General features: G+C 64.5%; 24 protein-coding genes. 9 read left to right on the top strand and 15 right to left on the bottom strand.

From position 1 onward, the window contains the following. Positions 1–4 precede the first annotated feature (4 nt). The 4 genes from ACFY68_RS04980 (at position 5) to ACFY68_RS04995 (ending at position 2,892) form a co-directional block, all read left to right on the top strand. Entirely contained in the window at positions 5–1,210 is a 1,206-nt protein-coding gene (locus ACFY68_RS04980; RefSeq protein WP_387523933.1) for a carboxylate-amine ligase, read from the top strand. After that, positions 1,207–1,797: a nucleosidase gene (locus tag ACFY68_RS04985; RefSeq protein WP_387523936.1), complete on the top strand. Its 591-nt coding sequence runs from the start codon at positions 1,207–1,209 to the stop codon at positions 1,795–1,797. The genes ACFY68_RS04980 and ACFY68_RS04985 overlap by 4 nt, the downstream gene beginning before the upstream one ends. A gap of 98 nt (positions 1,798–1,895) precedes the next feature. Further along, complete coding sequence (locus tag ACFY68_RS04990; protein WP_387523939.1) at positions 1,896–2,033, top strand: PSPA7_2676 family Cys-rich small protein; 138 nt, start codon at positions 1,896–1,898, stop codon at positions 2,031–2,033. 10 nt (positions 2,034–2,043) lie between these two features. Beyond that, a complete protein-coding gene (locus tag ACFY68_RS04995) occupies positions 2,044–2,892 on the top strand; it encodes a Ku protein (RefSeq protein WP_387523942.1) in 849 nt (282 codons plus the stop codon). A 245-nt stretch (positions 2,893–3,137) separates the two neighbouring features. On the opposite strand, the gene ACFY68_RS05000 is transcribed toward ACFY68_RS04995, so the two are convergent. Genes ACFY68_RS05000 through ligD form a run of 5 tightly spaced genes read right to left on the bottom strand, consistent with a single transcriptional unit; the run spans position 3,138 to position 8,698 of the window. After that, entirely contained in the window at positions 3,138–3,800 is a 663-nt protein-coding gene (locus tag ACFY68_RS05000; protein WP_387523945.1) for a glycosyltransferase, read from the bottom strand. Then, positions 3,797–4,396 carry a class I SAM-dependent methyltransferase gene (locus tag ACFY68_RS05005; protein ID WP_387523948.1) on the bottom strand — a complete coding sequence of 200 codons (600 nt, stop codon included), beginning with the start codon at positions 4,394–4,396 and terminating at the stop codon, positions 3,797–3,799. Before ACFY68_RS05005 ends, ACFY68_RS05000 begins: the two co-directional genes overlap by 4 nt. A gap of 11 nt (positions 4,397–4,407) precedes the next feature. Beyond that, a complete protein-coding gene (locus tag ACFY68_RS05010) occupies positions 4,408–5,163 on the bottom strand; it encodes a PIG-L deacetylase family protein (protein ID WP_387523951.1) in 756 nt (251 codons plus the stop codon). Continuing rightward, on the bottom strand, positions 5,160–6,203 hold the full coding sequence (locus ACFY68_RS05015; protein WP_387523954.1) for an acyl-CoA dehydrogenase: 1,044 nt from the start codon (positions 6,201–6,203) through the stop codon (positions 5,160–5,162). Before ACFY68_RS05015 ends, ACFY68_RS05010 begins: the two co-directional genes overlap by 4 nt. Continuing rightward, positions 6,200–8,698 (bottom strand): DNA ligase D, encoded by a 2,499-nt coding sequence (gene ligD / locus ACFY68_RS05020; protein WP_387523957.1) that lies wholly within the window; start codon positions 8,696–8,698, stop codon positions 6,200–6,202. Before ligD ends, ACFY68_RS05015 begins: the two co-directional genes overlap by 4 nt. A 151-nt stretch (positions 8,699–8,849) precedes the next feature. On the opposite strand from ligD, the gene ACFY68_RS05025 reads away from it, so the two are divergent. Beyond that, entirely contained in the window at positions 8,850–9,311 is a 462-nt protein-coding gene (locus ACFY68_RS05025) for a phosphotransferase system, HPr-related protein (protein WP_387523960.1), read from the top strand. A gap of 57 nt (positions 9,312–9,368) precedes the next feature. Here the strand turns inward: ACFY68_RS05025 and ACFY68_RS05030 are convergent, their stop codons facing one another. From ACFY68_RS05030 to ACFY68_RS05055, 6 genes are read right to left on the bottom strand one after another with little or no spacing between them, the layout of a single operon-like run. Continuing rightward, positions 9,369–9,749 carry a Rho termination factor N-terminal domain-containing protein gene (locus tag ACFY68_RS05030; RefSeq protein WP_387523962.1) on the bottom strand — a complete coding sequence of 127 codons (381 nt, stop codon included), beginning with the start codon at positions 9,747–9,749 and terminating at the stop codon, positions 9,369–9,371. A 19-nt stretch (positions 9,750–9,768) separates the two neighbouring features. Further along, on the bottom strand, positions 9,769–10,197 hold the full coding sequence (locus ACFY68_RS05035) for a hypothetical protein (RefSeq protein WP_387523965.1): 429 nt from the start codon (positions 10,195–10,197) through the stop codon (positions 9,769–9,771). A gap of 29 nt (positions 10,198–10,226) precedes the next feature. Beyond that, complete coding sequence (locus ACFY68_RS05040; protein ID WP_387523968.1) at positions 10,227–11,186, bottom strand: lysylphosphatidylglycerol synthase domain-containing protein; 960 nt, start codon at positions 11,184–11,186, stop codon at positions 10,227–10,229. Then, positions 11,186–12,388 (bottom strand): cardiolipin synthase ClsB, encoded by a 1,203-nt coding sequence (gene clsB / locus ACFY68_RS05045; RefSeq protein WP_387523971.1) that lies wholly within the window; start codon positions 12,386–12,388, stop codon positions 11,186–11,188. The genes ACFY68_RS05040 and clsB overlap by 1 nt, the downstream gene beginning before the upstream one ends. Next, a complete protein-coding gene (locus ACFY68_RS05050) occupies positions 12,385–13,158 on the bottom strand; it encodes an endonuclease/exonuclease/phosphatase family protein (RefSeq protein WP_387523974.1) in 774 nt (257 codons plus the stop codon). Before ACFY68_RS05050 ends, clsB begins: the two co-directional genes overlap by 4 nt. Continuing rightward, a complete protein-coding gene (locus tag ACFY68_RS05055; protein WP_387523977.1) occupies positions 13,155–14,072 on the bottom strand; it encodes a DUF72 domain-containing protein in 918 nt (305 codons plus the stop codon). Before ACFY68_RS05055 ends, ACFY68_RS05050 begins: the two co-directional genes overlap by 4 nt. 265 nt (positions 14,073–14,337) lie before the next feature. Between ACFY68_RS05055 and ACFY68_RS05060 the strand changes: the two genes are divergently transcribed. The 3 genes from ACFY68_RS05060 (at position 14,338) to ACFY68_RS05070 (ending at position 15,680) form a co-directional block, all read left to right on the top strand. Next, on the top strand, positions 14,338–14,889 hold the full coding sequence (locus tag ACFY68_RS05060; RefSeq protein ID WP_387523980.1) for an ATP-dependent Clp protease proteolytic subunit: 552 nt from the start codon (positions 14,338–14,340) through the stop codon (positions 14,887–14,889). A 165-nt stretch (positions 14,890–15,054) separates the two neighbouring features. Continuing rightward, complete coding sequence (locus ACFY68_RS05065; protein ID WP_387523983.1) at positions 15,055–15,270, top strand: general stress protein; 216 nt, start codon at positions 15,055–15,057, stop codon at positions 15,268–15,270. A gap of 140 nt (positions 15,271–15,410) precedes the next feature. After that, a complete protein-coding gene (locus ACFY68_RS05070) occupies positions 15,411–15,680 on the top strand; it encodes a DUF6555 family protein (RefSeq protein ID WP_346613323.1) in 270 nt (89 codons plus the stop codon). A gap of 35 nt (positions 15,681–15,715) precedes the next feature. On the opposite strand, the gene ACFY68_RS05075 is transcribed toward ACFY68_RS05070, so the two are convergent. Together ACFY68_RS05075 and ACFY68_RS05080 are read right to left on the bottom strand one after the other, a co-directional pair. Beyond that, a complete protein-coding gene (locus ACFY68_RS05075; RefSeq protein ID WP_387523986.1) occupies positions 15,716–15,886 on the bottom strand; it encodes a hypothetical protein in 171 nt (56 codons plus the stop codon). An 87-nt stretch (positions 15,887–15,973) separates the two neighbouring features. Beyond that, on the bottom strand, positions 15,974–16,588 hold the full coding sequence (locus ACFY68_RS05080; RefSeq protein ID WP_387523988.1) for a LuxR C-terminal-related transcriptional regulator: 615 nt from the start codon (positions 16,586–16,588) through the stop codon (positions 15,974–15,976). 115 nt (positions 16,589–16,703) lie between these two features. Between ACFY68_RS05080 and ACFY68_RS05085 the strand changes: the two genes are divergently transcribed. Then, on the top strand, positions 16,704–18,314 hold the full coding sequence (locus tag ACFY68_RS05085; RefSeq protein WP_387523991.1) for a hybrid sensor histidine kinase/response regulator: 1,611 nt from the start codon (positions 16,704–16,706) through the stop codon (positions 18,312–18,314). A 368-nt stretch (positions 18,315–18,682) separates the two neighbouring features. Here ACFY68_RS05085 and paaZ read toward each other — a convergent pair whose 3' ends face one another. After that, positions 18,683–20,731: a phenylacetic acid degradation bifunctional protein PaaZ gene (paaZ, locus tag ACFY68_RS05090; RefSeq protein ID WP_387523994.1), complete on the bottom strand. Its 2,049-nt coding sequence runs from the start codon at positions 20,729–20,731 to the stop codon at positions 18,683–18,685. A 39-nt stretch (positions 20,732–20,770) separates the two neighbouring features. Continuing rightward, the gene (locus tag ACFY68_RS05095) at positions 20,771–22,003 is read right to left on the bottom strand and encodes an OprD family porin (RefSeq protein WP_387523997.1); all 1,233 of its coding nucleotides are present in this window, start codon (positions 22,001–22,003) and stop codon (positions 20,771–20,773) included. Positions 22,004–22,030 lie beyond the last annotated feature (27 nt).

The following is a 22,030-nucleotide window of genomic DNA, read 5'->3' on the forward strand; positions in this document are numbered from 1 at the left end:
CCCCATGGACCGGGCGTGCACGTTCGGCATCGAAGAAGAATACCTGCTGGTCGGGCTCGCCAGCCGGCGTGTACACGCCGCGCCGTCGCCTGCCCTCAATCGGCAGTGCCATGAAGTGTTGGGGCGCTATTTCGCCGAGGAAATGTTCCGCAGCCAGATAGAAGTGGCATCGCCGGTCTTCGGCAACCTGCACGAGGCGCGCAATTTTTTCACCGACAGCCGCCAGCTGCTCAACGAGGTGCTCGGGGGACATGGCGTGGGCCTGTACGCCGCTGCCAGCCACCCCAATGCACCCTGGCAGCGGCAAAAACCCAGGGCAACGCCGCACTATCGGCAGCTGTTCGCCGATTATCAGCAAGTGGCCCGGCGTAGCCTGCTCAACGGGCTCCATGTGCACGTGGGTGTTGCGCCTGGCTGTGATCGCATGCAACTGATCAATCGGCTGCTTTACTGGCTGCCGTTGCTGCTTGCCATGAGCACGTCGTCACCCCTGTGGGCAGGCCAGCAGACCGGCTACATGAGCTACCGCCGGGTAATCTGCGGCGAGTGGCCCCACATGGGGCTGCCGGAGCCACTGGCGGATTGGGGCGCGTACCAGCGCTATCGGGCATTGCTGCAACGTACCGGTGCGCTGGCAGCGGATGGCGATTTCTGGTGGGCGGTCAGGCCTTCGCGACGTTTTCCGACCGTGGAGCTACGCATCTGCGACGGCTGCCCGTTACTTGAAGACGCCCTGTGCCTGGCCGGCCTGTTCCGCCACCTGGTGGAGCACTGCCTGGTGCCGCACCCGGCCATGGCGCCGTTCAGCCGCGAATTGCGCTGGGTTACCCAGGAAAACTACTGGCGCGCGATGCGCTACGGGCGCAGCGCTACATTCATTGGTATTCACGCCCAGCAGCCGGTTACCGCATTGGCGTGGCTTGCGCAGATGCAGGCGTGCTTCCCGGTCGACACCGTGGACGCCGAGCGCTCGTTCGAACATGCCCGGGGGATTTTGCGCGCAGGGACCAGCGCCGACCGCCAGCTCGGCTGCCTGCAGCAAGCGATAGTGCGCGGTGCCAGTGCAGCCCAGGCCGTCAATAGCGTGGTAGACCAGGTCCTGGCTGAAGCAAACCCCAGCTGCAGCCCTGCAGCGGCGCTTGCATTCCGGCAGGGTTCCCCGACAATGGCGGCGCCCCCTGCAAACCACTCGGACCTGCCCGCTCCATGATGCTGATCAAGCAATTCCCTGATATTTCAATGGCCGACACCCTGTTTGTTTTCGCCCTCGAAGCTGAGGCCGGCAACGTTTTTGCCCAGATGAACACTGTGTTCACCGGGATCGGCAAGGTCAACGCCGCCATCGCCCTGACCAAGGCCATCCACCAGCGCAAGCCCAAGCTCATCGTCAACCTGGGCTCCGCCGGTAGCCAGGGGCATGGCAAGGGTTCGGTGGTGTGCTGTACGCGCTTCGTGCAGCGCGACATGGACGTGACCCCGCTGGGCTTTGCCCGCTACCAGACGCCGCTCTCGGATACCCCGGTGGTGCTGGAATATGGCCATGTGATCCCTGGCCTGCCCGTGGAAACCTGCGGCAGCGGCGACAGCTTCGAGATCAACCACGGCGATGCGCCGTACGACGTGGTCGACATGGAGGCCTACGTGCTCGCGCTGATTGCCCGCAACGAAGGCATTCCCTTCGTCTGCCTCAAGTACATCTCCGATGACGCCGGCAGCGAGGCGGCAGACGATTGGGCGGTGCAGGTGCACCTGGCCGCCGAAGCCTTCCAGCGGGTGCTGTTCAGCGCGCCGAGCTGACCATCTGCCCGGCCGAACGCTGACTGGATCAAACCTTCGCGGCGCTGTGCAGTCACTTCAAGTAAGCGCCCGACATTCACGGGCCGAGGAGGTGGCTGATGACATTTGTCTGCCTGCTGCGTGGCTGCCACTGGCGTGCCATGGCCAACCCTGAAGTGACAGGGCTGCGCTGCCAGCTCTGTGAACGCTGCGGCGCGGTGCGCTACTGCCAACCCGGTCAACCCGTGCAACCTTAGGAGGCTCGCCATGGCCAGGGCAATCTGGAAAGGCGCTATCAGTTTCGGCCTGGTGCATATCCCGGTCTCCCTCAACACTGCCGTGCGCACCGAGCGCATCGATTTCGACTGGCTCGACAAGCGCAGCATGGAGCCGGTGGGCTACAAGCGGGTCAACAAGGTGACCGGCAAGGAAATCGACAAGGACAACATCGTCAAGGGCGTGGAATACGAGAAGGGCCGCTACGTGGTGATCAGCGAGGAGGAGATCCGCAAAGCGCGGCCTGAAGCGACCCAGACCATCGATATTTTCTCCTTCGTCGCCGCCAGCGAAATCCCTCTGCAGCAATTCGACACCCCGTATTACCTGAGCCCGGACCGCCGTGGCGGCAAAGTGTATGCATTGCTGCGTGAAACCCTCGAAAGCACCGGCAAGGTGGCGCTGGCCACGGTGGTACTGCACACGCGTCAGCACCTGGCGTTGCTGCGGCCGCTGGAGGACGCACTGGTGATGATCACCCTGCGCTGGCCCGAGGAAGTCCGCGGGCTGGACACCCTGGAGCTGGACAAGAGCGTGACCGACACCAAGGTCGACAAGCGTGAGCTGGACATGGCCAAGCGCCTGGTCGAGGACATGAGCGGTGCCTGGTCGCCGGATGAATACCACGACGCCTTCCGCCAGACCATCATGGACCTGGTGGAAGAGAAGGCCAGCAAAGGCAAGATCAGTGTGGTCGACAAAGGCGAGGGCGGCGATACCGAGAAGAGCGCCGACATCATCGACCTCACCGAACTGCTCAAGCGCAGCCTTGGCGGCAAGGCTGCCAAGAAGGCGCCGGCGGAGAAGAAACCAGCCAAGCGGCCGCGCAAGGCGTCTTGAAAGCAGGGCTGGCCTCTGCGCGGGCAAGCTCGCTCCTATGAATCAGAGCACGCAGAGCCCAAAGCCCGCGAGCGCGCCGCACACTCTGTAGGAGCGGCTTCAGCCGCGAAGCAGGCGCCGCGGTGGATGGCACCGGCTTCGCCGGTGTTCGCGGCTGAAGCCGCTCCTACAAGATCCGCGCCAAATCAGTAAGTTAGCGTTTGTTCAGTGAGAGCGGCTTGCCCGCGAAGAGGCCGGCAAACGCCCTACAGAACCTGAGCCTGCAAATCCGCCAGAAAATCCCCAAACCCTTCCCGGGCGCGGCTGTCCAGCCGGCTGCTGGTGGCCACACTGTGCCTGGCCGTCCACACGATCTGCGCACCGCTGGCCTCCAGGTCGCGCACCAGTTGCACATCCTCGTGCGCCGGCAGCGGCTGAAAGCCGCCTACACGTTCATAGGCGCGGGCACACACACCCAGGTTGGCGCCATGCACATGCCGATGCCCCTCGCACGCCTGGTAGCCACTGCGGTACAACTTGCGCAGCGCAGCGCGTTGCCAGGGCTGCCAACGCTCGATGTGCACCGTGCCGCACACCACCTCGGCCGTGCAGGCCAGCTGCGACAGCAGCCAGTGCGGCGGCACCTGGCTGTCGGCATCGGTGCAGGCCAGCCAGCTCGCACCCTGTTCCAGCATCAGGGCTGCGCCCAGGCGGCGGGCCATGCCCACGCTGCCTGCTTCCACCGCCAGCGCCTGGACGCCAAAGCGCCTGGCCACCGCAGCACTGCCGTCGATGCAGCGGTCCAGCACCACCAGCACCTCGACCTGATGCCCCGCCTGCTCGGCCAAGGCAACTGCTGCAGCCACAGCCTTGAGACACCGGCCCAGCCGGCGGGCTTCATTGTGTGCGGGGATGACGACGGCAATCATGAGCATGTCTCGTCGAGGTCGACCACGCTGGGCTCGCATGACCAATACTCCAGCAGAAAATCTGCCTCTTCATGGCGCAGCACTGGGTACAGCGGCAGGTGCTTGGCAAGCATCTGGTGAACTTCGCGGCCATCCTGCGGGCAGCCCGCGATCGGGTGGCGCCAATGGCAGGCGAGCAGGCCGCCGTCGTAAGTCAGGCTGGCGACGGACTGCTCAATCACTTGCAGCCAGTCGGTCGGGTCCAGGTAATAACCCATTTCACTGAGCACGATCAGGTCGAAACTGCCGCCGGGCCAGTCCCCCGGCAGGCAGCCCGCGACCACCGAGGCATTGTGCACGCCCGCCAGGCGCTGGCGGGCCAGCGCTACAGCGGTGGGGTTGAGGTCCTGACACAACAGCTCGGCGCAGCGTTCGGCCAGGCCGGCGCTCAGTTCGCCATTGGCGCAGGCGGGCTCGAACACGCGCTGGTAGCACTGCCGCGGCAGGCTGGCCAGCAGCAGGTCACGCTTGCGCCGCTCGTACCAGCGGGTGCGAAAGGCCCAGGGGTCTTCATTGTTGGCATACAGGTCGGCGAAATACTGCGCATCGAGGCTCATCACGTATCCCCTTACATAAACACGAGTTCGAACGGTTGCAGCAGGCAATCGAGCAGGTGCGCAGGCAGCACCGGTGGCCGGTTCTGGTCCGGCTCCAGCTGGCTGTGGTGCGCGGCCAGCGCCTGGCGCTTGCGCGCCACGCGGGTTTCGTCCAGCTCCAGCCGATGCGCGCGGGGCCAGGGCAGGCGTGGGTCGTCAGGCTTTGCCCAGTGCCAGGCCCACACTGGCACCTCGACCAGTTGAACCTTGCGGGCCAGCGCCGCTTGCGCTGCCGCACGGCCAAGGGCTTCGTGGTCGCAGTGGCCGTCGCCTCGCCAGGTGGTCATCAGCACGTCATCGGGCCTGAGCAATTGGTTGAGGTGGTTGACCAGAAAGGCCTCGTCGCGGGGCAACGCCCCGTCCTTGAGGTGCAGCCGCCGCCAGTCCAGTTGGTTGACGTCAAGGTCGAGCTGCTGCAGGGCGTGCCGGCTTTCCAGTGGCCGCTGGCGGCGCAGGCGGTGTTCGGTCCAGGTTGCGGAGTCGGGGTGGCTGCCCTCACCGTCGGTAGCCGAGATCAGCAACAGGTCATGCTCGCGGCCGTGCAGGCCAGCCAGCAAACCACCCGCCATGAGAATCTCGTCATCCGGGTGCGGGGCAAGCAACACCAGGCGCCGCCCGGGTGGCAGCAGTTGCTCGGGCATGATCCAAGTGGCCCGCGCCAGGTGCGCCGAATGCTGCCAGTCTGCCCATGGCGTGCCTGAACTGGCCTGAATGAGGTTTTCCGTCATAGTTGCCAGGCTCCTGCCGGCACCTGCGCCAGCTGTTGTCCAAGGGCGGCCAGGTCGCGCTCGGCGTGGCTCTGGCGCAAGAACACCGGCAAGTCGGCGCTCAGCCGGGCGAAATGGCTGCTGCGGCAAAACGGTGTTGCACCCAGTGCGCGGCCGACGTGCCGGATCACCTGTTCAACCGCCTGTTCAACCTGGGCACGCGCCCGACGAACTTCGAAACTGGCATCGGCCGTAGGTTGGCGGTCTATCCACGCGGCGCATTCGCGCAACGCGGCGCGGGCGCCGTATAGCGCTGCATCCACGGCGCCTAGGTGCGCCTGAGCATGGGGGTCGGGCCGGGGCTTGCGGCACTGTTCCCGCAGGTAATCCGCCAATGCCTCGGCGGCCCCATACCAGCAAGCGGCGATGCCAGCACCGCCATGCCAGAAGCCTGGGCGCGACAGGTACTGGCCAGGCTGGCCGACCGCAATCCCCGGGGCATCGTCAAACTCGATCTCCACGCTGGTGGTGGTGCCCATGCCGACCGCTTGCCAATTGTCGATGTGCAGGCGCTGGCGGGTGTGGGCCAGTTCGATGGCGACCAATTGCGGCTGGTCGTCATCGGCCCAGGCGGTGATCAGCGCCCGGTCGATCTGCAAGGCCCCCGAACACCAGGCCTTGCGCCCGGCCAGGCGCACCTGGTCGCCTTCGCGGCTGACGACACGGGCGCGGGCATCCGGCGGTTCGGCCGCCCACACGCCCCAGATGGCATCCCCCACCAGGTGAGCGCTGCCACATTCGGCGAGGATAGCCAGCGCGTCGGTATGGCCCTCGTACAACTTGGCCAGCGCCAGGTCGCAACCGGCGACCCGGGCCAGGGTTTGCCAGCGCTGCAGGGTGTGGCCCTGGCCGGGTAGGGGCAGCAGGTCGAGGTGGTCGGCCAGTAACGCCTGCATCAGTTGCGCAAGCTTGGTGTCCAGGTTGAGGGCCTGCGGCCGTTCGCTGAAAGTGCGCAGCAAGCTGTCGAGATTGCTCAAGTTGAAGTCCTGAATGATGCTCATGCCATCCCCATCTGTTTGCGCATGCGTGCGGTGATCGATTGCCGGGTCTTGGCCATGTCCGCCCAAGGGTCGTCGACCTCGGCCAGGCGCTCGTGCAGGTTGCCGATGTGCCACTGGTTGGCGCCCTTGAGCTGGGCCAGCTCCTCGCGCCAGATCGGCACCGACACGGGCAGGCCTTCGCGTGCCCGCAAGGAATAGGCGCAGGCCGTGGTTGCCCCTTTGCCGTTGCGCAGGTAGTCGATGAAGATCCGCCCGACCCGGTTTTTCGGCCCCGACACCGCGCTCAGGCGGTCAGGGAACAGCTTGGCCAGGTAATTGACGATGGCATGGCTGAACTCCTTCACCTCGTCCCAGCCGGCGCGCCGGGTCAGCGGCACCACCAGGTGCATGCCTTTGCCACCACTGGTCTTGAGAAAGACCGTAAGGCCAAGTTCGTCGAGCAGCGTCAGTGCCAACTGGGTGGCTTCGATCATCGCCTTCCAGGGCAGTGCCGGGTCCGGGTCGAGGTCGAGCACGAAGCGGTCGGGCTTGTCGAAGTCCTTGTCGGTCGCGTTCCAGGTGTGCAGTTCGAGCATGTTCATCTGCACCGCGCCCAGCAAGGTGTCGGGGCGGTTGATGACCATCGCCGCCTGGCCGGCCTGGGCCTTGTCATAGCTGACCACATGGGCGATGTGCAGCGCGTCGGCGTTTTTCTGGAAGAACAGTTCGCCATTGAGCCCCTCGGGCGCACGCACCAGCGCCACTGGGCGGTCCTTGAGCTGCGGCAGCAGCCACTCGCTGACCCCGGCGTAATATTCTGCAACGTCCCGCTTGGTGGCGCCGATGCTGGCGTCGATCACCCGGTCCGGGTGGGTCAGGCGCAAATCGCCCATGGCTTCGGGTGCTTTCGCGGGCTTGCGTTTGGACACGGTCTTGGCAGGCATGGCGCGCTCCAGATCGATGGCCCTGGCAGGTTTGTCATCGCGCAGGCCGTGGAACACCGAATGGCGCACGATGCCGTCCCGGGTCATCTGCGCGTACGCCACCTCGGCCATCAGTTGCGGCTTGAGCCAGTGCACGCCCCGGGCTTCGGCACCTGTGGGCGGCCGGGGCAGGGCGGGCTTGGCGATTTCCAGGGGTTTGAGGCGGGCATGGATGCTGGCGAGCGTGGTAGCGCTGAAGCCGGTACCCACCTTGCCGGCATACTGCAGCTCACCGCTGGCCTGGTCATGCAGGGCCAGCAAGAGGGCGCCGAAGCCGCTGCGGCTGCCCTTGGGGTCGGTGAAGCCGACGATCACGAATTCCTGGCGCTGCTTGCACTTGAGCTTGACCCAGTCGGCGCTGCGCCGGCCGCTGTACGGGCTGCCGGCGCGTTTGCCGATCAGGCCTTCGAGCTCCATACGGCAGGCGCTGTCTAGCAGCGACGCCACGGGCTGGTCGAAGTCGGCAGAGAAGGCCAGCACATCAGACGTGTCCTGCTCCAGCAGTTGGCGCAGGGCCTCGCGCCGGTCCTCGACAGGCTGCTCGCGCAGGTCCTCGCCGCCAAGGAAAGGCAAGTCGAACAGGTAATAGATGATCTGCTCGTCCTGTGCGGTATCGAATGCATTCTGCAGGGCCTGGAAATCAGCCGTGCCGTTTTCGCCGTTGACCACCATCTCGCCATCCAGCCAGGCAGCCTCGACGCCCAATGCCCGCAGCGCAGCAACCTGCCGGGGCATCTTGCTGCTCCAGTCGTGGCCGTTGCGGGTAAACAGGCGCACATCGTCGCCTTCGATGCGGGCGAGGATGCGGTAGCCATCGAACTTCACTTCATAGCGCCAGTCGCCAGCGGGCGGCGAATCGACCAAAGTCGCCAATTGAGGCTGCAAGGTATCGGGCAAGGCCGTTTTATGGGCGGCGCGGGTACGCTTGCGCTTCGCAGGTTTGGCGGCTTTATCGGCTTTGGCCGCACGGCGCGGTACCAGCGTGCGATCGCTGAGCACGCTGTCGGGTTGCGCATCGACAATGCTGTACTCGGCCTCGCTGCGCGCCTGGCCGTCATGCGACTTGACCAGCATCCACTGCTCTTTCTTGCCGCCCAGGTGGGTGCGGAACAGGTTCCACACGCCGCTGAGCTTCTCACCCTGCAGGCGAAAGCGCAGCTTGCCCTTGGCATAGGCTGCATGGACGTCACCCTCGGGCTCCCAGATACCCCGGTCCCAGACAATCACGTCGCCGGCGCCGTAATGCCCTTCGGGGATGCTGCCTTCGAAATCGGCATAGTCGAGTGGATGGTCCTCCACATGCACGGCCAGGCGGCGGACTTTCGGGTCGAGCGAGGGGCCCTTGGGGATCGCCCAGCTTTTCAGGGTGCCGTCCAGCTCCAGGCGAAAGTCGTAATGCAGGTGGCTGGCGTCATGCTTCTGGATACAGAACTGCAGGGCATGTGCACCTTTGGCGCGGCCGCGCTTGCCACTGGGCTCGGGGGTGGCATTGAAGTCGCGCTTGCGCGCATATTCCTGCAGGGGCTTGGCCATGACAGGCTCCAAATAGGGGTCGCGGTCTTTAATTAGGGAGGCAGCGGGCGGGGTGGTAGTTCAAAATTTCATTTCAGCGCCGGTGCGAAAAACTCTGAATCTTCGGCGGTGATGTGGAGTCGACCGCATACACCCCTGACGGAGAGCCGATATGAGCCAACCCACTGACCGCAAGCCTTACACGCCCAGCGAGATCGACAACACCGAAGACCGCATGGGCAGCGTTCACGAGCTGGACTTCAGCGAACGCAACGATGACCGCCAGGGGCGGATTGGCGACGAACGCCCGGCAGCTGAAGTGGACAAGGAGTTACCCCCAGGGCGCGTCGCGCAAAGCGGCATGACCGGCGGTGAGGCGCTGACCGACAGCCTGCACGAGGACAATGTCACCGACGACGACCTGAGCCCTGACACGCTGTTTGACGAAACCGGCGCGCGAGACCCCTACGAACCGGGCGATGGCGATGGGCCTGCCGACCAAAGCCTGCGCCAGGTCGATGCGGATGAGATTGGCGGCGGCATTGGCCTGGACGAGGCCGAGCTGGCGCGGTCTGCGCCGCTGGATGGTGAGCCCTGGACGGATGACGTGGTTGATGAGCAGCCCAAGCGCTGACCTTTCGCGACAGGGTCGATGACATCGACTAATGGTTCGGCCCTGTCGCACTCCGTTTTACGACCGGTACTTAGCCAACGCCTCTAGCAAATCGGCCTTGCGCATGGTCGACCGCCCGGCAATGTCGTGCTTGCGCGCGTGCTCCATCAACTCAGCCTTGGTCATGTCGGCCAACTGCTGCCCCGGGCGCGGCGCACCTTTACGTGTTGCCGCCGCGCGTTTGGCCGAGGACTCACGTGCCTTGGCCTTGGCGGCCGGGCTCTTCGCCTGACCAGCGCCGCCCTTGCGTTCGCCGCCGCCGGACTGCTTGTTGACCGTCGCCCAGGCACGCGCCTCGGCCTCACCTTTGGAAATGCCCTTGGCCTCATAGCTCTCCTCGATATGCTCGGCCTTGCGCTTTTGCTTGTCGGTGTACTTGTCTTTGTCGCCACGCGCCATGTTTGCTTCCTCCCTTCACTCAGTGCGTCTGCCAGATACCGTCGTTGCGCTCGCAGTCGGCGCGCGCCTGGACCAGGCTTGGGGTGTCGTAGTAGTAGGTGATCACCCGCGCGTCCTTTGGTAGCGAAGGCTTGGTCGAGGGCTCACTGCGGCCTGCCGACTTCGGGTTGGCCAGGCTTTCCTGGGTCAGCGGTGCGATGCAGCTGCCGACGCTGCCGTCGGCGCAACGTGCCACCTTGTGTTTCTCGGTGCTGAGCATTTCCTTGCTTTCGTTGCTGCACGACCAATTGATGGCTTCGGCCGGCATATTGCTGTAGCTGTAACAGGTTCGGCCTTCCACCGGTTTGACCGCTTCGCTTGACGAGCGGGTCATGACCTCGCAGGCTTCGGCCAGTACCTCGCCGCTGGCCAGGGTGCCCAGCATCACCATCAGCAGGGTTAGACGCATGTGTCACCTCCCAGGCACTTGGCCCGTGTTCAGGTCTTGCGTAGTGTCGCTTCGCCGCGTTGGCGCATGGCCCGCGCGCGTTTCTCCAGTACCAGGTAGGTGATCACCGCCAGCAGCAGAGGGATCAGGTAGTAGAGGGTGCGGTAACCCAGCAGCGCTGCCACCAGTGTGCCCTGGCCCAACTGACCGTGCAGCAGGGCGAGAAACACCGCTTCGAGCACCCCGAGCCCTGCGGGAATATGCGCCACCACGCCCGCCACGCAACTGATCAGCAGAATGCCAAGCACCGACGGGTAGAACAGGTCATCCGGCAGCAACCAGTAGATCAGCGCCGCCATCAAGGCCCAGTTGCTCGCGCCTAGCGCCACCTGGCACAGCGCCAGGCGCAGCGAGGGCAGGGTGATCTCATGCTCGCGCACGCGCCAGGTGCGGCGCTTGGCAAAACCGCAGGCCAGCAGGTACGCCAGTGCAATGCCAAGCAGCACAAAGCCGATAAGCTGCAGCCCGGTCACGCCCACTGCCCAGCTTTCCGGCAGCTTGACCAGCCGCAGCGCAAACACCGTGCCGGCCAGCAGCATGTAGCCCATCCAGTTGGTCAAAAGGCCCAGGGTCAGGATCTTGGTGATGGTTGCGGTATCAAGCCCCAGGCGCCCGTACAGCCGGTAACGCAATGCCACGCCACCCACCCAGGTGGTGAAATTGAGGTTGAACGCGTAGCAGACGAAAGCGATCGGCAATACCTGGCGCGCGGGCAGGTGATGCCCGGTGTAGGCCCGCGCCAGCAGGTCGTAGCTGGCAAAGGTCAGGTAACTGCACAACGCCAGCCCCAGGCCGATGATCAAGGTACTCGGTTTGTAGGCAACGAGGGATTGGCGCACCTCGTTCCAGTCCAGGTTGCGCGCCAGCAAAAATAGCAGCACGGGAATCAGCACGATGAACAGCAGGGTGAGCAGGCGCTTGCCCCAGGTGTGCCACGGTTTATGCGTCATCAGGTGTTGCCCTCGTGAAGGTCGCCCTGGGCCTGCATTTCCGGCTGCACCGAGTGCAGGCGCTGACGGTGCGCTGGAAACCAGCCAGCAATGCGCGGGAAGTAACGGGTGAGGTGGAAACCGATGAAGATCAGCGGTGCGCGCCACCAGTAACCGCGGATCATGCGTTCCAGGGTCACCGCTTTGCATTGTTCGCTGGCCAGGGAGGTCAAGTGCTCATGCAGGTGCTGGTTGAACGCCCGATCGCGGATCAGCAGGTTGGCCTCCAGGTTGAACGACAGGCTCAGCGGGTCGAGGTTGCTCGAACCCACGGTCGACCACTCATCGTCCACCAGGGCGACCTTGCCGTGCAGCGGCCGTTGGCAGTACTCGTGAATGTGCACGCCGTCACGCAACAGGTAGTTGTACAGCAGCCGTGACAGCGCGCGCACCCAGCGCATGTCCGGTTGGCCCTGCAAAATCAGTGTCACCTGCACACCCCGGCGTGCCGCATTGCGCAGTTCGCGCAACAGCCGATACCCCGGGAAGAAGTAGGCGTTGGCCACCACGATACGCTGGCGGGCTGCGCGCAGCGCTTGCAAGTAGCACGCCTCGATATCGGTGCGGTGCCGGGCATTGTCGCGCTCCACCAGCACCGCGCTGACCTGGCCGGCAGGCGCGGTAAGCGGGCGCACCTCGCTGGGCGGGTCGAGCACCGGGGCCATCAAGCGTTTACTGGAGGCATGCACCTGCGCCACCACCGGGCCGCGGACCTCCACAGCATAGTCCTGCTTGGCCATCGGCCCAAAATCGCCCAGGTGATCGGCGCTGTAGTTGATGCCACCGATGAATGCCCGCTCACCGTCGACCACCACGATCTTGCGGTGCAGGCGGCGGAACAGGTTGGTGCGCATACCCGCCACGCGTGGCTGTGGGTCGAATGCGTGGAAGTTCACGCCGGCTTCGGTCATTGCCGAGATGAACGCATCCGGCAGGTCTGCCGTGCCATAGCCATCGACTGCAAGTTCCACGCGTACGCCACGGCGTGCGGCGTCGATCAACACCTGCTGCAGCTGCTGGCCGACTTTGTCGTCGAAGATGATGAAGGTTTCCAGCAGTATTTCTTCCCGTGCCTGGCCCATGGCCTCGAACACGCGGGGGTAATAGTCTTCGCCATTGATCAACAGCTCGACGCTGTTGCCCTCTACCCAAGGTCTGTTCACAAATCGATCTCCGCGGCCAAGGGGGCATGGTCAGACAAGTGCGACCATGGGTATTTCGACAACACCTGCGCTTTGCTCGCCTTCGCGTTGCGCAGGTAGATGCGGTCCAGGCGCAGCAGCGGCAAACGCGCGGGGAAGCTGCGTGCCGGGCTGCCAAAGGCTTCAACCACATGCGGCGAGAGCATGGCATCGGCTTTCAGGCGCCAATCGTTGAAGTCGCCCGCGATGATTACCGGCGCGTCGGCCGGCAGGCTGTCCAGCAGCTCGAGCAGCAGGCCCACCTGACGCTGCCGGTGCGCCTCGCGCAAGCCCAGGTGCACACAGATCGCGTGTACCTCGTCATGGCCTGGCACATCCAGGCGGCAGTGCAGCAGGCCGCGCTCTTCGTTACCACGGATCGACACGTCGAGGTTGCGGTGGTCGGCGATGGGGAATTTCGACAGCAGTGCATTGCCGTGGTCGCCGTGCGGATAAACGGCGTTGCGCCCATAGGCGAACTGCGGCCACATGCTGTCGGCGAGAAATTCATACTGCGGGGCCTCGGGCCAGGCTGGGTGGCGCAGCGCATGCTGCTGGTGGCTACCATGCACTTCCTGGAGGAACACAAGGTCGGCACCGGTCGCGCGCACGGCCTCACGCAGCTCCGGCAAAATGAAGCGGCGGTTCAGCGCGGTAAAGCCCTTGTGCACATTGATCGTCATCACGTTCAGGCGGTGTACCGTGGTGATGCGGTCGATGATGCAGCCGGGGCTGGGCAGGGTTCTGTTCACAGGGCCACCTCCGGCTCGACGCCGGGCTCGGTCACCAGCTCACCGTCCAGGGCCAGCTTTTGCAGCAGGCGCCGGGCATCGAACGGGGCGTGAACCTTCTGGTCGTTGTCGAAGTAGCAGTAGACATCCCGCGAGGCCCGCCGCCGTGGCGGCTTTTCAACGATCAGCTGGGCATCGTCCGGTTGCTCGCCCTGGCTCCAGCGCAGGATCCGCTGTTTCCAGTGGCGCAGGGCGCGGGCGGTATAGCCGCTGCTGTAAAGCTCGACATCACCGTGCAGGCGCATGTACACGAAATCGGCGGTCACGTCCTCGACACACGGCCACTTGCCCGCGCTGTCGGCCACTACCAGGGCCACGCCGTGCTTGCGCAGCAGCTGGACGAAGGCTTCACACAGGAAACTCTCGTTACGGATCTCCACGGCATGGCGCAGGCGTGCATTGCCACGGATGCCCGTGCTGCCGTTGCCCTCCAGGCGCTCGGCGCATTGCCGGGCACAGGCCCGAGCTGCCTGGCGGTCGCGGGGCAGCAGCTCAAGGAAGCGAGAAAACCGGGCCTCATCGAACTTCATGTTGGGCGGGAATTGCCACAGGATCGGCCCGAGCTTGTTGCCAAGCAGCAAGGGGCCGGACGCAAAGAAATTCGCCAAAGGCTCCTCGATGTCCTTCAGCCGACGCACATGGGTGATGTAACGCGGCCCTTTGACTGAAAACACGAAGTCGTCGGGCGTGTCATCGTGCCAGTGCCGATAACGCTCCGGTGTCTGCAGGCTGTAGAACGAGCCATTGATCTCGATGCTGTTGACCGCCCGGGAGGCAAAGGCCAGCTCGCTGTCCTGCCGCAGGCCCTTGGGGTAGAAGTCTTTGCGCCAGGGGCCATAGCGCCATCCGGATATGCCGATACGGATCTCGCTCACACTGTCGTCCTCATTGCTGTCCCTTGAATAGCGACCCGCCGCCAACGCAAACGGTTCCAGAGTGTGTGACCAATGGCCGGCAGGCCTGCGCAGGGAACTTTGCGCCCGCCAGCGATTCCACCGAAGGGCAGAGTGCCGAGGACCGTTGGCATGGAATTCCACCGTTTCGCCCAAGCCCTAGCCAACTGGGCCCTCCAACGAGGATGACGCGCGCGATTGAAGGGCTGCCCGTTCATCTGCAATGACCGCCACCCTGGAGGCACGCATGGCCAGACACATCATCCACTTCACCGGCCCGATCAATTCTTCTACCTGCGGCAACCTGATCAACACCTGCTCCAAGGTGTTGCAGCAAGGGGCCGAGGTCGTGCAGTTGAACATCGCTACCATGGGCGGGGAATGCAGCTACGGCTTTACCCTGTACAACTTCCTGCGCACGTTGCCGATCCCCGTGCATACGCACAACCTGGGCACCGTGGAGTCGATGGGCAATATCCTGTTCCTGGCGGGCGAGCACCGCACCGCCTGCGCCCACAGCAAGTTCTTGTTCCACCCGTTCCACTGGACGCTGCACGGCTCGATAGACCATGCGCGCATGGCCGAGTATGCGATGAGCCTGGATTACGACTTGCGCCTGTATGCAGAAATCGTGGCCGAGCGCACGCAAGGCAGCAGCGAGGTGCTGGATGTACCGCGCTACCTGATGGCGTATCCGCGCATTCTTGGGCCAAAGGAGGCGCTTGAGAGCGGGATGATTCATGCCATCGACGAAATGCCCATCGAAGCTGCGTCCACCCAGTGGAGCGTGCATGCCTGAAAGCGCTCAGGTAAAAAATGGCGCGCAAGCATTTGCCTTGCCGATGTTTCGCGCCACCCGTCAGCTGCGGCCATCTGGATTGAGCAGACGCGTGCAAAGCCGGTTCGGAAACAAGGCATGGCACAGATTCATGCGTCATTCCATCCAAACGCAAGGAGAAACGACATGGCTCGTGATCAAGAGCGGACCGGACAACGTGGCGGCACCAAGGAAACCAACCCGGGCAACTTCGCCAATGACCGCGAACGGGCGTCCCGAGCTGGCCACAAAGGCGGCCAGGCTTCGGGCGGCAACTTTGCCAACGACCGTCAACGGGCATCGGAAGCCGGCCGCAAGGGTGGGCATAACAGCCACGGCGGGGGCCGCCAGCAGCACGGTTAAACCGCAGCGGCGCCCAGGGCCCGCTGGGGTATGCCCGGCGGGTTTGCTAACCGTGCAATTGTTCGACAATTTTTTTGAATCTTTCCAGGCGGGCATCACTCAATGAAGAAGTCATCCATGGAGAAGAGGAGGGCCCCGTGATGCCTAACCCCCAGCTGTACATCATCGACTACCAACTGCATGGCGAGCCACGCAGTTTCATCATTCGCATGGAGCGAATGGACAATACCGAAGCCTGGCATTGGGCTAGCTGTGATGCGGGTATCGGCATCATTCCCAAATTCGGCCGCGAAAAAATCAAGAAGGTCAGCAGGCCGATGGCCGAGCGCTACGGCATAACCGCAGTCAGTTGGCGGGTATCGGGAGGCAAGCCGAGCCAGTCGGTTGGCGATTCTGCAGTTATCAGTTAAATGAGGGAGCGGGCTTTCAGGCCCGCTCCAACGCGTCATGCACCCGATTCCGGGTCGCTGGCAGGTACCCCAGGGCGGTTTTGATCATCATCGGCGACGTTCGGGTCGGCATCCGGATCGTCTGCCCGGTCGTTGCGTCTTTCCGGCTCCAGTTCGGGCCAGTCATCCTGGGCATTCCCACCGCCCATTCGCAGTGTCTCGTTCATAATGCTCTCCTTGGTGGCATGTGCACGTTAGAGTGCCTATGACTCCAGGATGATCGTGCTGCACGCGCGCCGCCCCGACCAGCGGCGTCAGGTGCCGGTGTACTTGACCGCCGCCGCTGTGCGCGAGGTGACATTGAGCGCCTTGAGCAACGACGACACATGAATGCGCACGGTAAACGGCGAGATATCCAGCGCCCGGGCGATTTCCTTGTTGGTCTTGCCCTGGGCGATCAGCCGCAACACCTCGTGCTGGCGGTGGGTGAGGTGTTCCAGCTCGGCGTCGCTGCCCAGGTTTGGCAACAACCCTGACGGTGCGTACTTGACCAGCACTTCACCCTCGCGGATGGCCAGGATCGCCGCGCCGATCTCGTCAGGGGCAATGCTCTTGCCGATAAAACCGTCAACGCCACTGGCCATGACCAATTCGATCAGCGACGGCTCATCGACCATCGAAACGACGATCAGCGTGGTGCTGCGCAGTTGCTGGCGCAGGTCGACCAGGCGGTCGATACCGGTCAGGCCAGGGAAGCGCAAGTCGAGAATGAGGGTATCGGGGGCTTCGCCTTGGCTGGCGAGCTCGAGGACCTGTTGCAGGTCGCCGGCCTCTTCCAGCAGGGCATCCGGCAACACCCGCTGCACGGTACGGGCCATCGCCTCCCTGAACAGCGGATGGTCATCCGCCACAATGATGCGGCACGTCACGTCCTGACACTCCCTGTGAACGCCGGTCTTCCGGGTCGTGCTAATTTAGCAGGTGACAACGGCTAGCGTCGCGCCGAAATGGCAGATATGCGACCCCGTGCACAGGGACGTCACCATGGACTACAACAAGAACAACGAACTCGACCAGGCCAACCTGCGGGTCATCGTCGCCAGCTGCGCGCTGGTGTACATCACCGTACTGGGCTTTCTGCCCGGCCATTCGCTGCAGGACTACCTGCCGGTCATCTATTACATCGTCAGTTTCATCCTGTTGTCGATCGGCTTGCGCCAGGCCATCGCCCGCTGGCCGGGGCATTACCCGTGGCGGCGTGTGCTGGGCATCGTGCACGACTACACCGGCACCTGTTTTGGCCTGGTGCTGGGGGGCGAAGCTGCGTTGCCGCTGTATGCGGTGATGGTCTGGGTGAACTTGGGCAATGGCATGCGTTTCGGCACCCGCTACCTGATCATCGCCACCGTGCTGGCGCTGACGGCGCTGCTGGTGGTGTACCAGCTGAACCCTTATTGGCAGGCCAACCCGTTCATGGTGCTGATGTTGCTGACCACCAGTACCGTAATCCCGATCTATGCCCACATGCTGCTGGAGCGCACCCGCAAAGCTTCGGAGCTGGCGATGGCCGCCACCCGGGAGAAATCGCGTTTCCTCGCCCAGGCCAGCCACGACCTGCGTCAGCCAATCCATTCGATCGGCCTGTTCACCGCCTGCCTGCGCGAAGCGCCCCTGGGCGACCAGGAGCGGCGCCTGGTGGACAGCATCGACCGTTCGCTGCTCAACGTGTCGCAGCTGTTCCGCTCGATCCTCGACCTGTACACGCTGGACAACGGCCGCGTGCAACCCAAGTGCGAAACCTTCGCCCTGGGTGACTTTCTAGCCGACCTGCTGCGCCAGAACGCCGAAGCGGCCCGTTGGGCCGGTGTGGAGATGCGCTTGCGCCCTTGCCGGCACTGGACCCGCGCCGACCGGGGAATTCTCGCGACCATGGTGCAGAACGTGCTTTCCAACAGCTTCAAGTACGCGGCCCATCGGCCTTTGCTGGTTGCTGTTCGCCGCCACGGCGACGGGCTGGCCATCGTGGTGTATGACCAGGGGCGGGGCATCGCCGATGAACACCAGGGGCTGGTGTTCGAGGAGTTCTACCGAGTACGCCAAGTGCGGGACAAGGATGTTGAAGGCGTTGGGTTGGGGCTGTCGATCGTCAAGCGGCTGGGGCGGTTGATGGGCTTGCAGGTGCGTTTGCGTTCGCGTCTGGGCCGAGGCACGGCGGTCAGCCTGCAGGGTCTACCCCGGCTAGCTGCGGAAAAACCGGCGCTTGGCGTAGAGCAACAGGCCGTGCAGAACGCGATGCTCGGCGGGTTGCGGGTGTGCCTGGTAGAGGATGACCACAACGTGCTGCGCGCAACGTCGGCGCTGCTGCAGCGCTGGGGGTGCGAGGTGGAGGCGCACAGTTCGCCGGTGGGGCTGAGCAGCCAGTGTGAGGTGATCGTGGCCGATTATGACCTGGGGCAGGAGGCCACGGGGGTCGATTGCATCGAAAGCCTCCGGCAACAGCGGGGCTGGCAGGTGCCGGCGCTGATCATGACCGGGCATGACCTGGAGAGAATCCAGGCGGTGGTGCAAGGGCGCGATATTGCCATTTTGTCCAAGCCGGTGAGGCCGGCGCAATTGCGGGCGGCGCTGCGGGGGATGCGGGGGGGTGTTGTTTGAAGGCGAGCCTGTCATTCAATGCGCTTGTCTTGGGATCTTTAGCGTCCTTGAGATCGAGCGCCGCCCGCGCGGCGCATCGCGGGCAAGCCCGCTCCTACATTTGTTGCAACGTGCCATGGCCTGTGAGGCCATAGTTGTCAGCCTTGATGGCACGACGTGATTTCTCGGCTGGCGCTGCCGGCGCCCCACCAGTCTTCAGCCATGCGCCAAGGCGAACAACCATGGCCTGACTGGAACGGCGCGTTGCAACAAATGTAGGAGCGGGCTTGCCCGCGATGCGCCGCGCGGGCGGCGCTCGATCTCATGGGCGCTGAAGATCTCAAGGCAAGCACCCCGCGAAGCGCCGTGCGCTCGACAAGCCCACAAACCTAGCGCTTGAGCACCAACGTCAGAATGTCATAGCTCGCCACCAGCTCACCCAGCTGGTTGGTCACCTCGACATCCCACGCCACCACGCCCTGTGGCTGCCCCAGCGGGCTGGCCTTGCCCTGGTCGATCTTGCGCTTGCAGGTCAGCCGCGCCTGGATGGTGTCGCCGATCCCCACGGGGGTGATGAAACGCAGGGTGTCCAGCCCGTAGTTGGCCAGCACCGGCCCGGCGCCTGGCGAAACGAACAGCCCGGCCGCCGCCGACAGCACGAAATAGCCGTGGGCAATGCGCTTGCCGAACTGCGACGCCTTGGCTGCGATCTCGTCGAAGTGCATGTAGAAGTGGTCGCCCGACAGGCAACCGAAGTTGACCAGGTCGGCCTCGGTCACCGTGCGCCGGTGGGTGAGCAGCGACTCACCAATGCGCAGGTCTTCGAAATGCCGGCGGAACGGATGCACCTCAGTCTCGATCACTTCAGCGCCGCGCACATATTCACCGGTCACCGCCGTGAGCATGCTCGGCGACCCCTGCACGGCAGCACGCTGCAGGTAATGCTTGACCGCTCGCAGGCCACCCAGCTCCTCGCCGCCACCGGCGCGACCGGGGCCGCCGTGCTTGAGCTGTGGCAATGGCGAGCCGTGGCCGGTGGACTCCTTGGCGGCCTCGCTGTCCAGCACCAGCAGGCGACCGTGCCAGGCGGCGGCCACTGGGATTGCCTTGGCGGCAACAGCGCGGTCAGCGGTAACCAAGGTCGCCACCAGGCTGCCTTTGCCACGTGCCGCCAGGGCCAGGGCCTCGTCGAGGTCGTCGTAGGCCATCAGCGTGCTGACCGGGCCAAACGCCTCGATATCGTGGGCGCCGCCGTCGGCATGCGGGTCGCGGGCCTGGAGCAGGGTCGGGGCGAAGAAGGCCCCTTCGGCAACACCCTCACCACGCGGGGCAAAACCGTCGCTGGCGCCAAACAGCTGGTTGCAGCTTTGCAGCAGGGCGCGAACGCGCTCGCTGACGTCACGCTGCTGGTCATGCGAGGCCAGCGCGCCCATGCGCACGCCTTCTACCGAAGGGTCGCCGACCACCACCTTGCTCAGGCGCTCACGCAGGCGCGTGGCCACCGCATCCAGGTGCTTGGCCGGGACGATGGCGCGGCGGATGGCGGTGCATTTTTGCCCGGCCTTGGTGGTCATTTCACGCACCACCTCCTTGATGTACAGGTCGAACTCTTCGCTGTCCGGGGCCACATCAGGGCCAAGGATGGCGCAGTTGAGCGAATCGGCTTCGGCGGTGAACGGCACCGAATTGCGGATCAGGTTGGGCGTGACGCGCAGTTTTGCCGCGGTGTCGGCAGAGCCGGTGAAGGTCACCACATCCTGCCCTTGCAGGCGGTCGAGCAAGTCGCCGGTACTGCCGATCACCAGTTGCAGGCTGCCGGCTGGCAGCAGGCCGGAGGCGTTCATCAGGCGCACCACGGCTTCGGTCAGGTAGCTGGTGGACGTGGCCGGTTTGACGATGCACGGCATGCCGGCGAGGAACGTCGGGGCGAATTTCTCGAGCATGCCCCAGATCGGGAAGTTGAACGCGTTGATGTGTACGGCGACACCGGCACGCGGCACCAGGATGTGGCTACCGGCAAAATGGCCTTGCTTGCCCAGCGGGATCGCCGGCCCTTCATGCACCAGGTTCCCCGAAGGCAGCTCGCGGCTGCCGATACCGGCGTAGGCGAACAGCGTGGCGTTGCCGCCTTCGATGTCGATCCAGCTGTCGGCGCGGGTGGCGCCGCTGTGGTGGGACAGCGTGTACAACTGTTCCTTGCGCTCGGCCAGGTACAGGGCAATGGCTTTCAAGCGGGCTGCGCGTTGCTGAAAGTCCATGGCCATCAGTTCAGCCAGGCCACGGGCGCGGGCAAAATCCACGGCCTCGGCGAAATCCGGGCGCTCTTCATGGCTGTAGGCCAGGACATGGCCGTCAAGGGCGCTGCGCAAGGCCTGGGCGCCGTGCTGGCCGACCCAGCGGCCGGCGATGAAACTCTGCAAGGTTGGGGCGTCAGACATGCTGTTCTCCATGCTGTTCTAATGTCAGGAAGGGCGCTGTTACCACAGCGCCAGGGTGTAGCCGATGATCAGGCGGTTTTCGTCCACGGCGTTGGTCAGGCCATTGCCGGAACGGAAGGTGACGTTGCGCCAGCGCAGGCTGACGTCCTTGAGCGGGCCGCTCTGGATGACGTAGGTGAGGTCAGTGTCACGCTCGCGCTCACGGCCGTTGCTGACCGTGGCAGTCTCGGCGTGACGGCCGTCGGTGTAGCGGGTCATGAAGCTCAGGCCGGGGATGCCCAGGGCGACGAAGTCGTAGTCGTAGCGCACCTGCCACGAGTCCAGCCCGGCACGGGTGAAGGTGTTGTAGGTCACCAGGTTGACGGTGAACGGGTCGCCGCCGTTGACGAACGGGAAGGCGCTGTCGCCGGACATCTGTTGCCAGGTCGCGGTGAACTTGTGGGCCCGGACACCCAGGGTGAACATGGCGTTGAAGTTGCGGTTGTCGATGTTGCCGGCGCGTTCGGCACCGTCGTTGCGGCTGTCGAAGTAACGCAGGTCGGTGCGCAGGCTAACGCCTTCAGCCAGCGGGCGGGTGTCGATCAGGCCGATGAACTGCTGGCGGTAGATGTCTTCGAGTTTGGCGTAGTAGTAGCTCACGCTGGTCTGCGGGGTGAGCGCGTAGCTGCCGCCGGCAAAATCCAGGTGGTCGCTGCTGGCGGCGCCGTAACCTATGTCGTCGCGCCCGGACGAATCACGCAGGTTGGCCTTGGTCAGGCGCCCGGCATTGACGGTCAGGCGGTCGATGTCCTGGCTGGTCAGCTGGCCGCCCTGGAAGGTCGAGGCCAGCAGGCGGGTGTCGTTGTACACCACCACCGGCAGGATCGGCTGCAGCGTCCCCAGGCGCAGGGTGCTCTTGGCCAGGCGCACCTTGCCGGTCAGGCCCAGCTCGCTGTAGTCATCGACCGGCTCACCGCTGTTCGGGCCGAACGGCAGCAGGCCGGTATTGCGCCGCTCGCGGCTGGAATCGAGCTTGATGCCCAGCTGCCCCATGGCGTCCACGCCAAAGCCCAGCGGGCCGTCGGTAAAGCCGGATTCCAGCCGGGCGGTAAAGCCTTGGCCCCATTCCTCGGCCTTGGCTTGCGGCGCATTGCTTTGGCGCAAATCGCGGTTGATGTAGTGGTTGCGCAGGTCCAGCCGTGCATGGCTGTCGCCGATGAAGTCGGCAAGGGCCGGCACGGGCAGGGCGAGGCTGGCCAGCCAGGCGGCAGAAGTGAGTTGCATGCGGTTCATTGTTTTTATACCCGACATATTCAAGGG

It is taken from the genome of Pseudomonas sp. NPDC012596 (assembly GCF_042902325.1).
Classification (GTDB): Bacteria; Pseudomonadota; Gammaproteobacteria; order Pseudomonadales; family Pseudomonadaceae; genus Aquipseudomonas.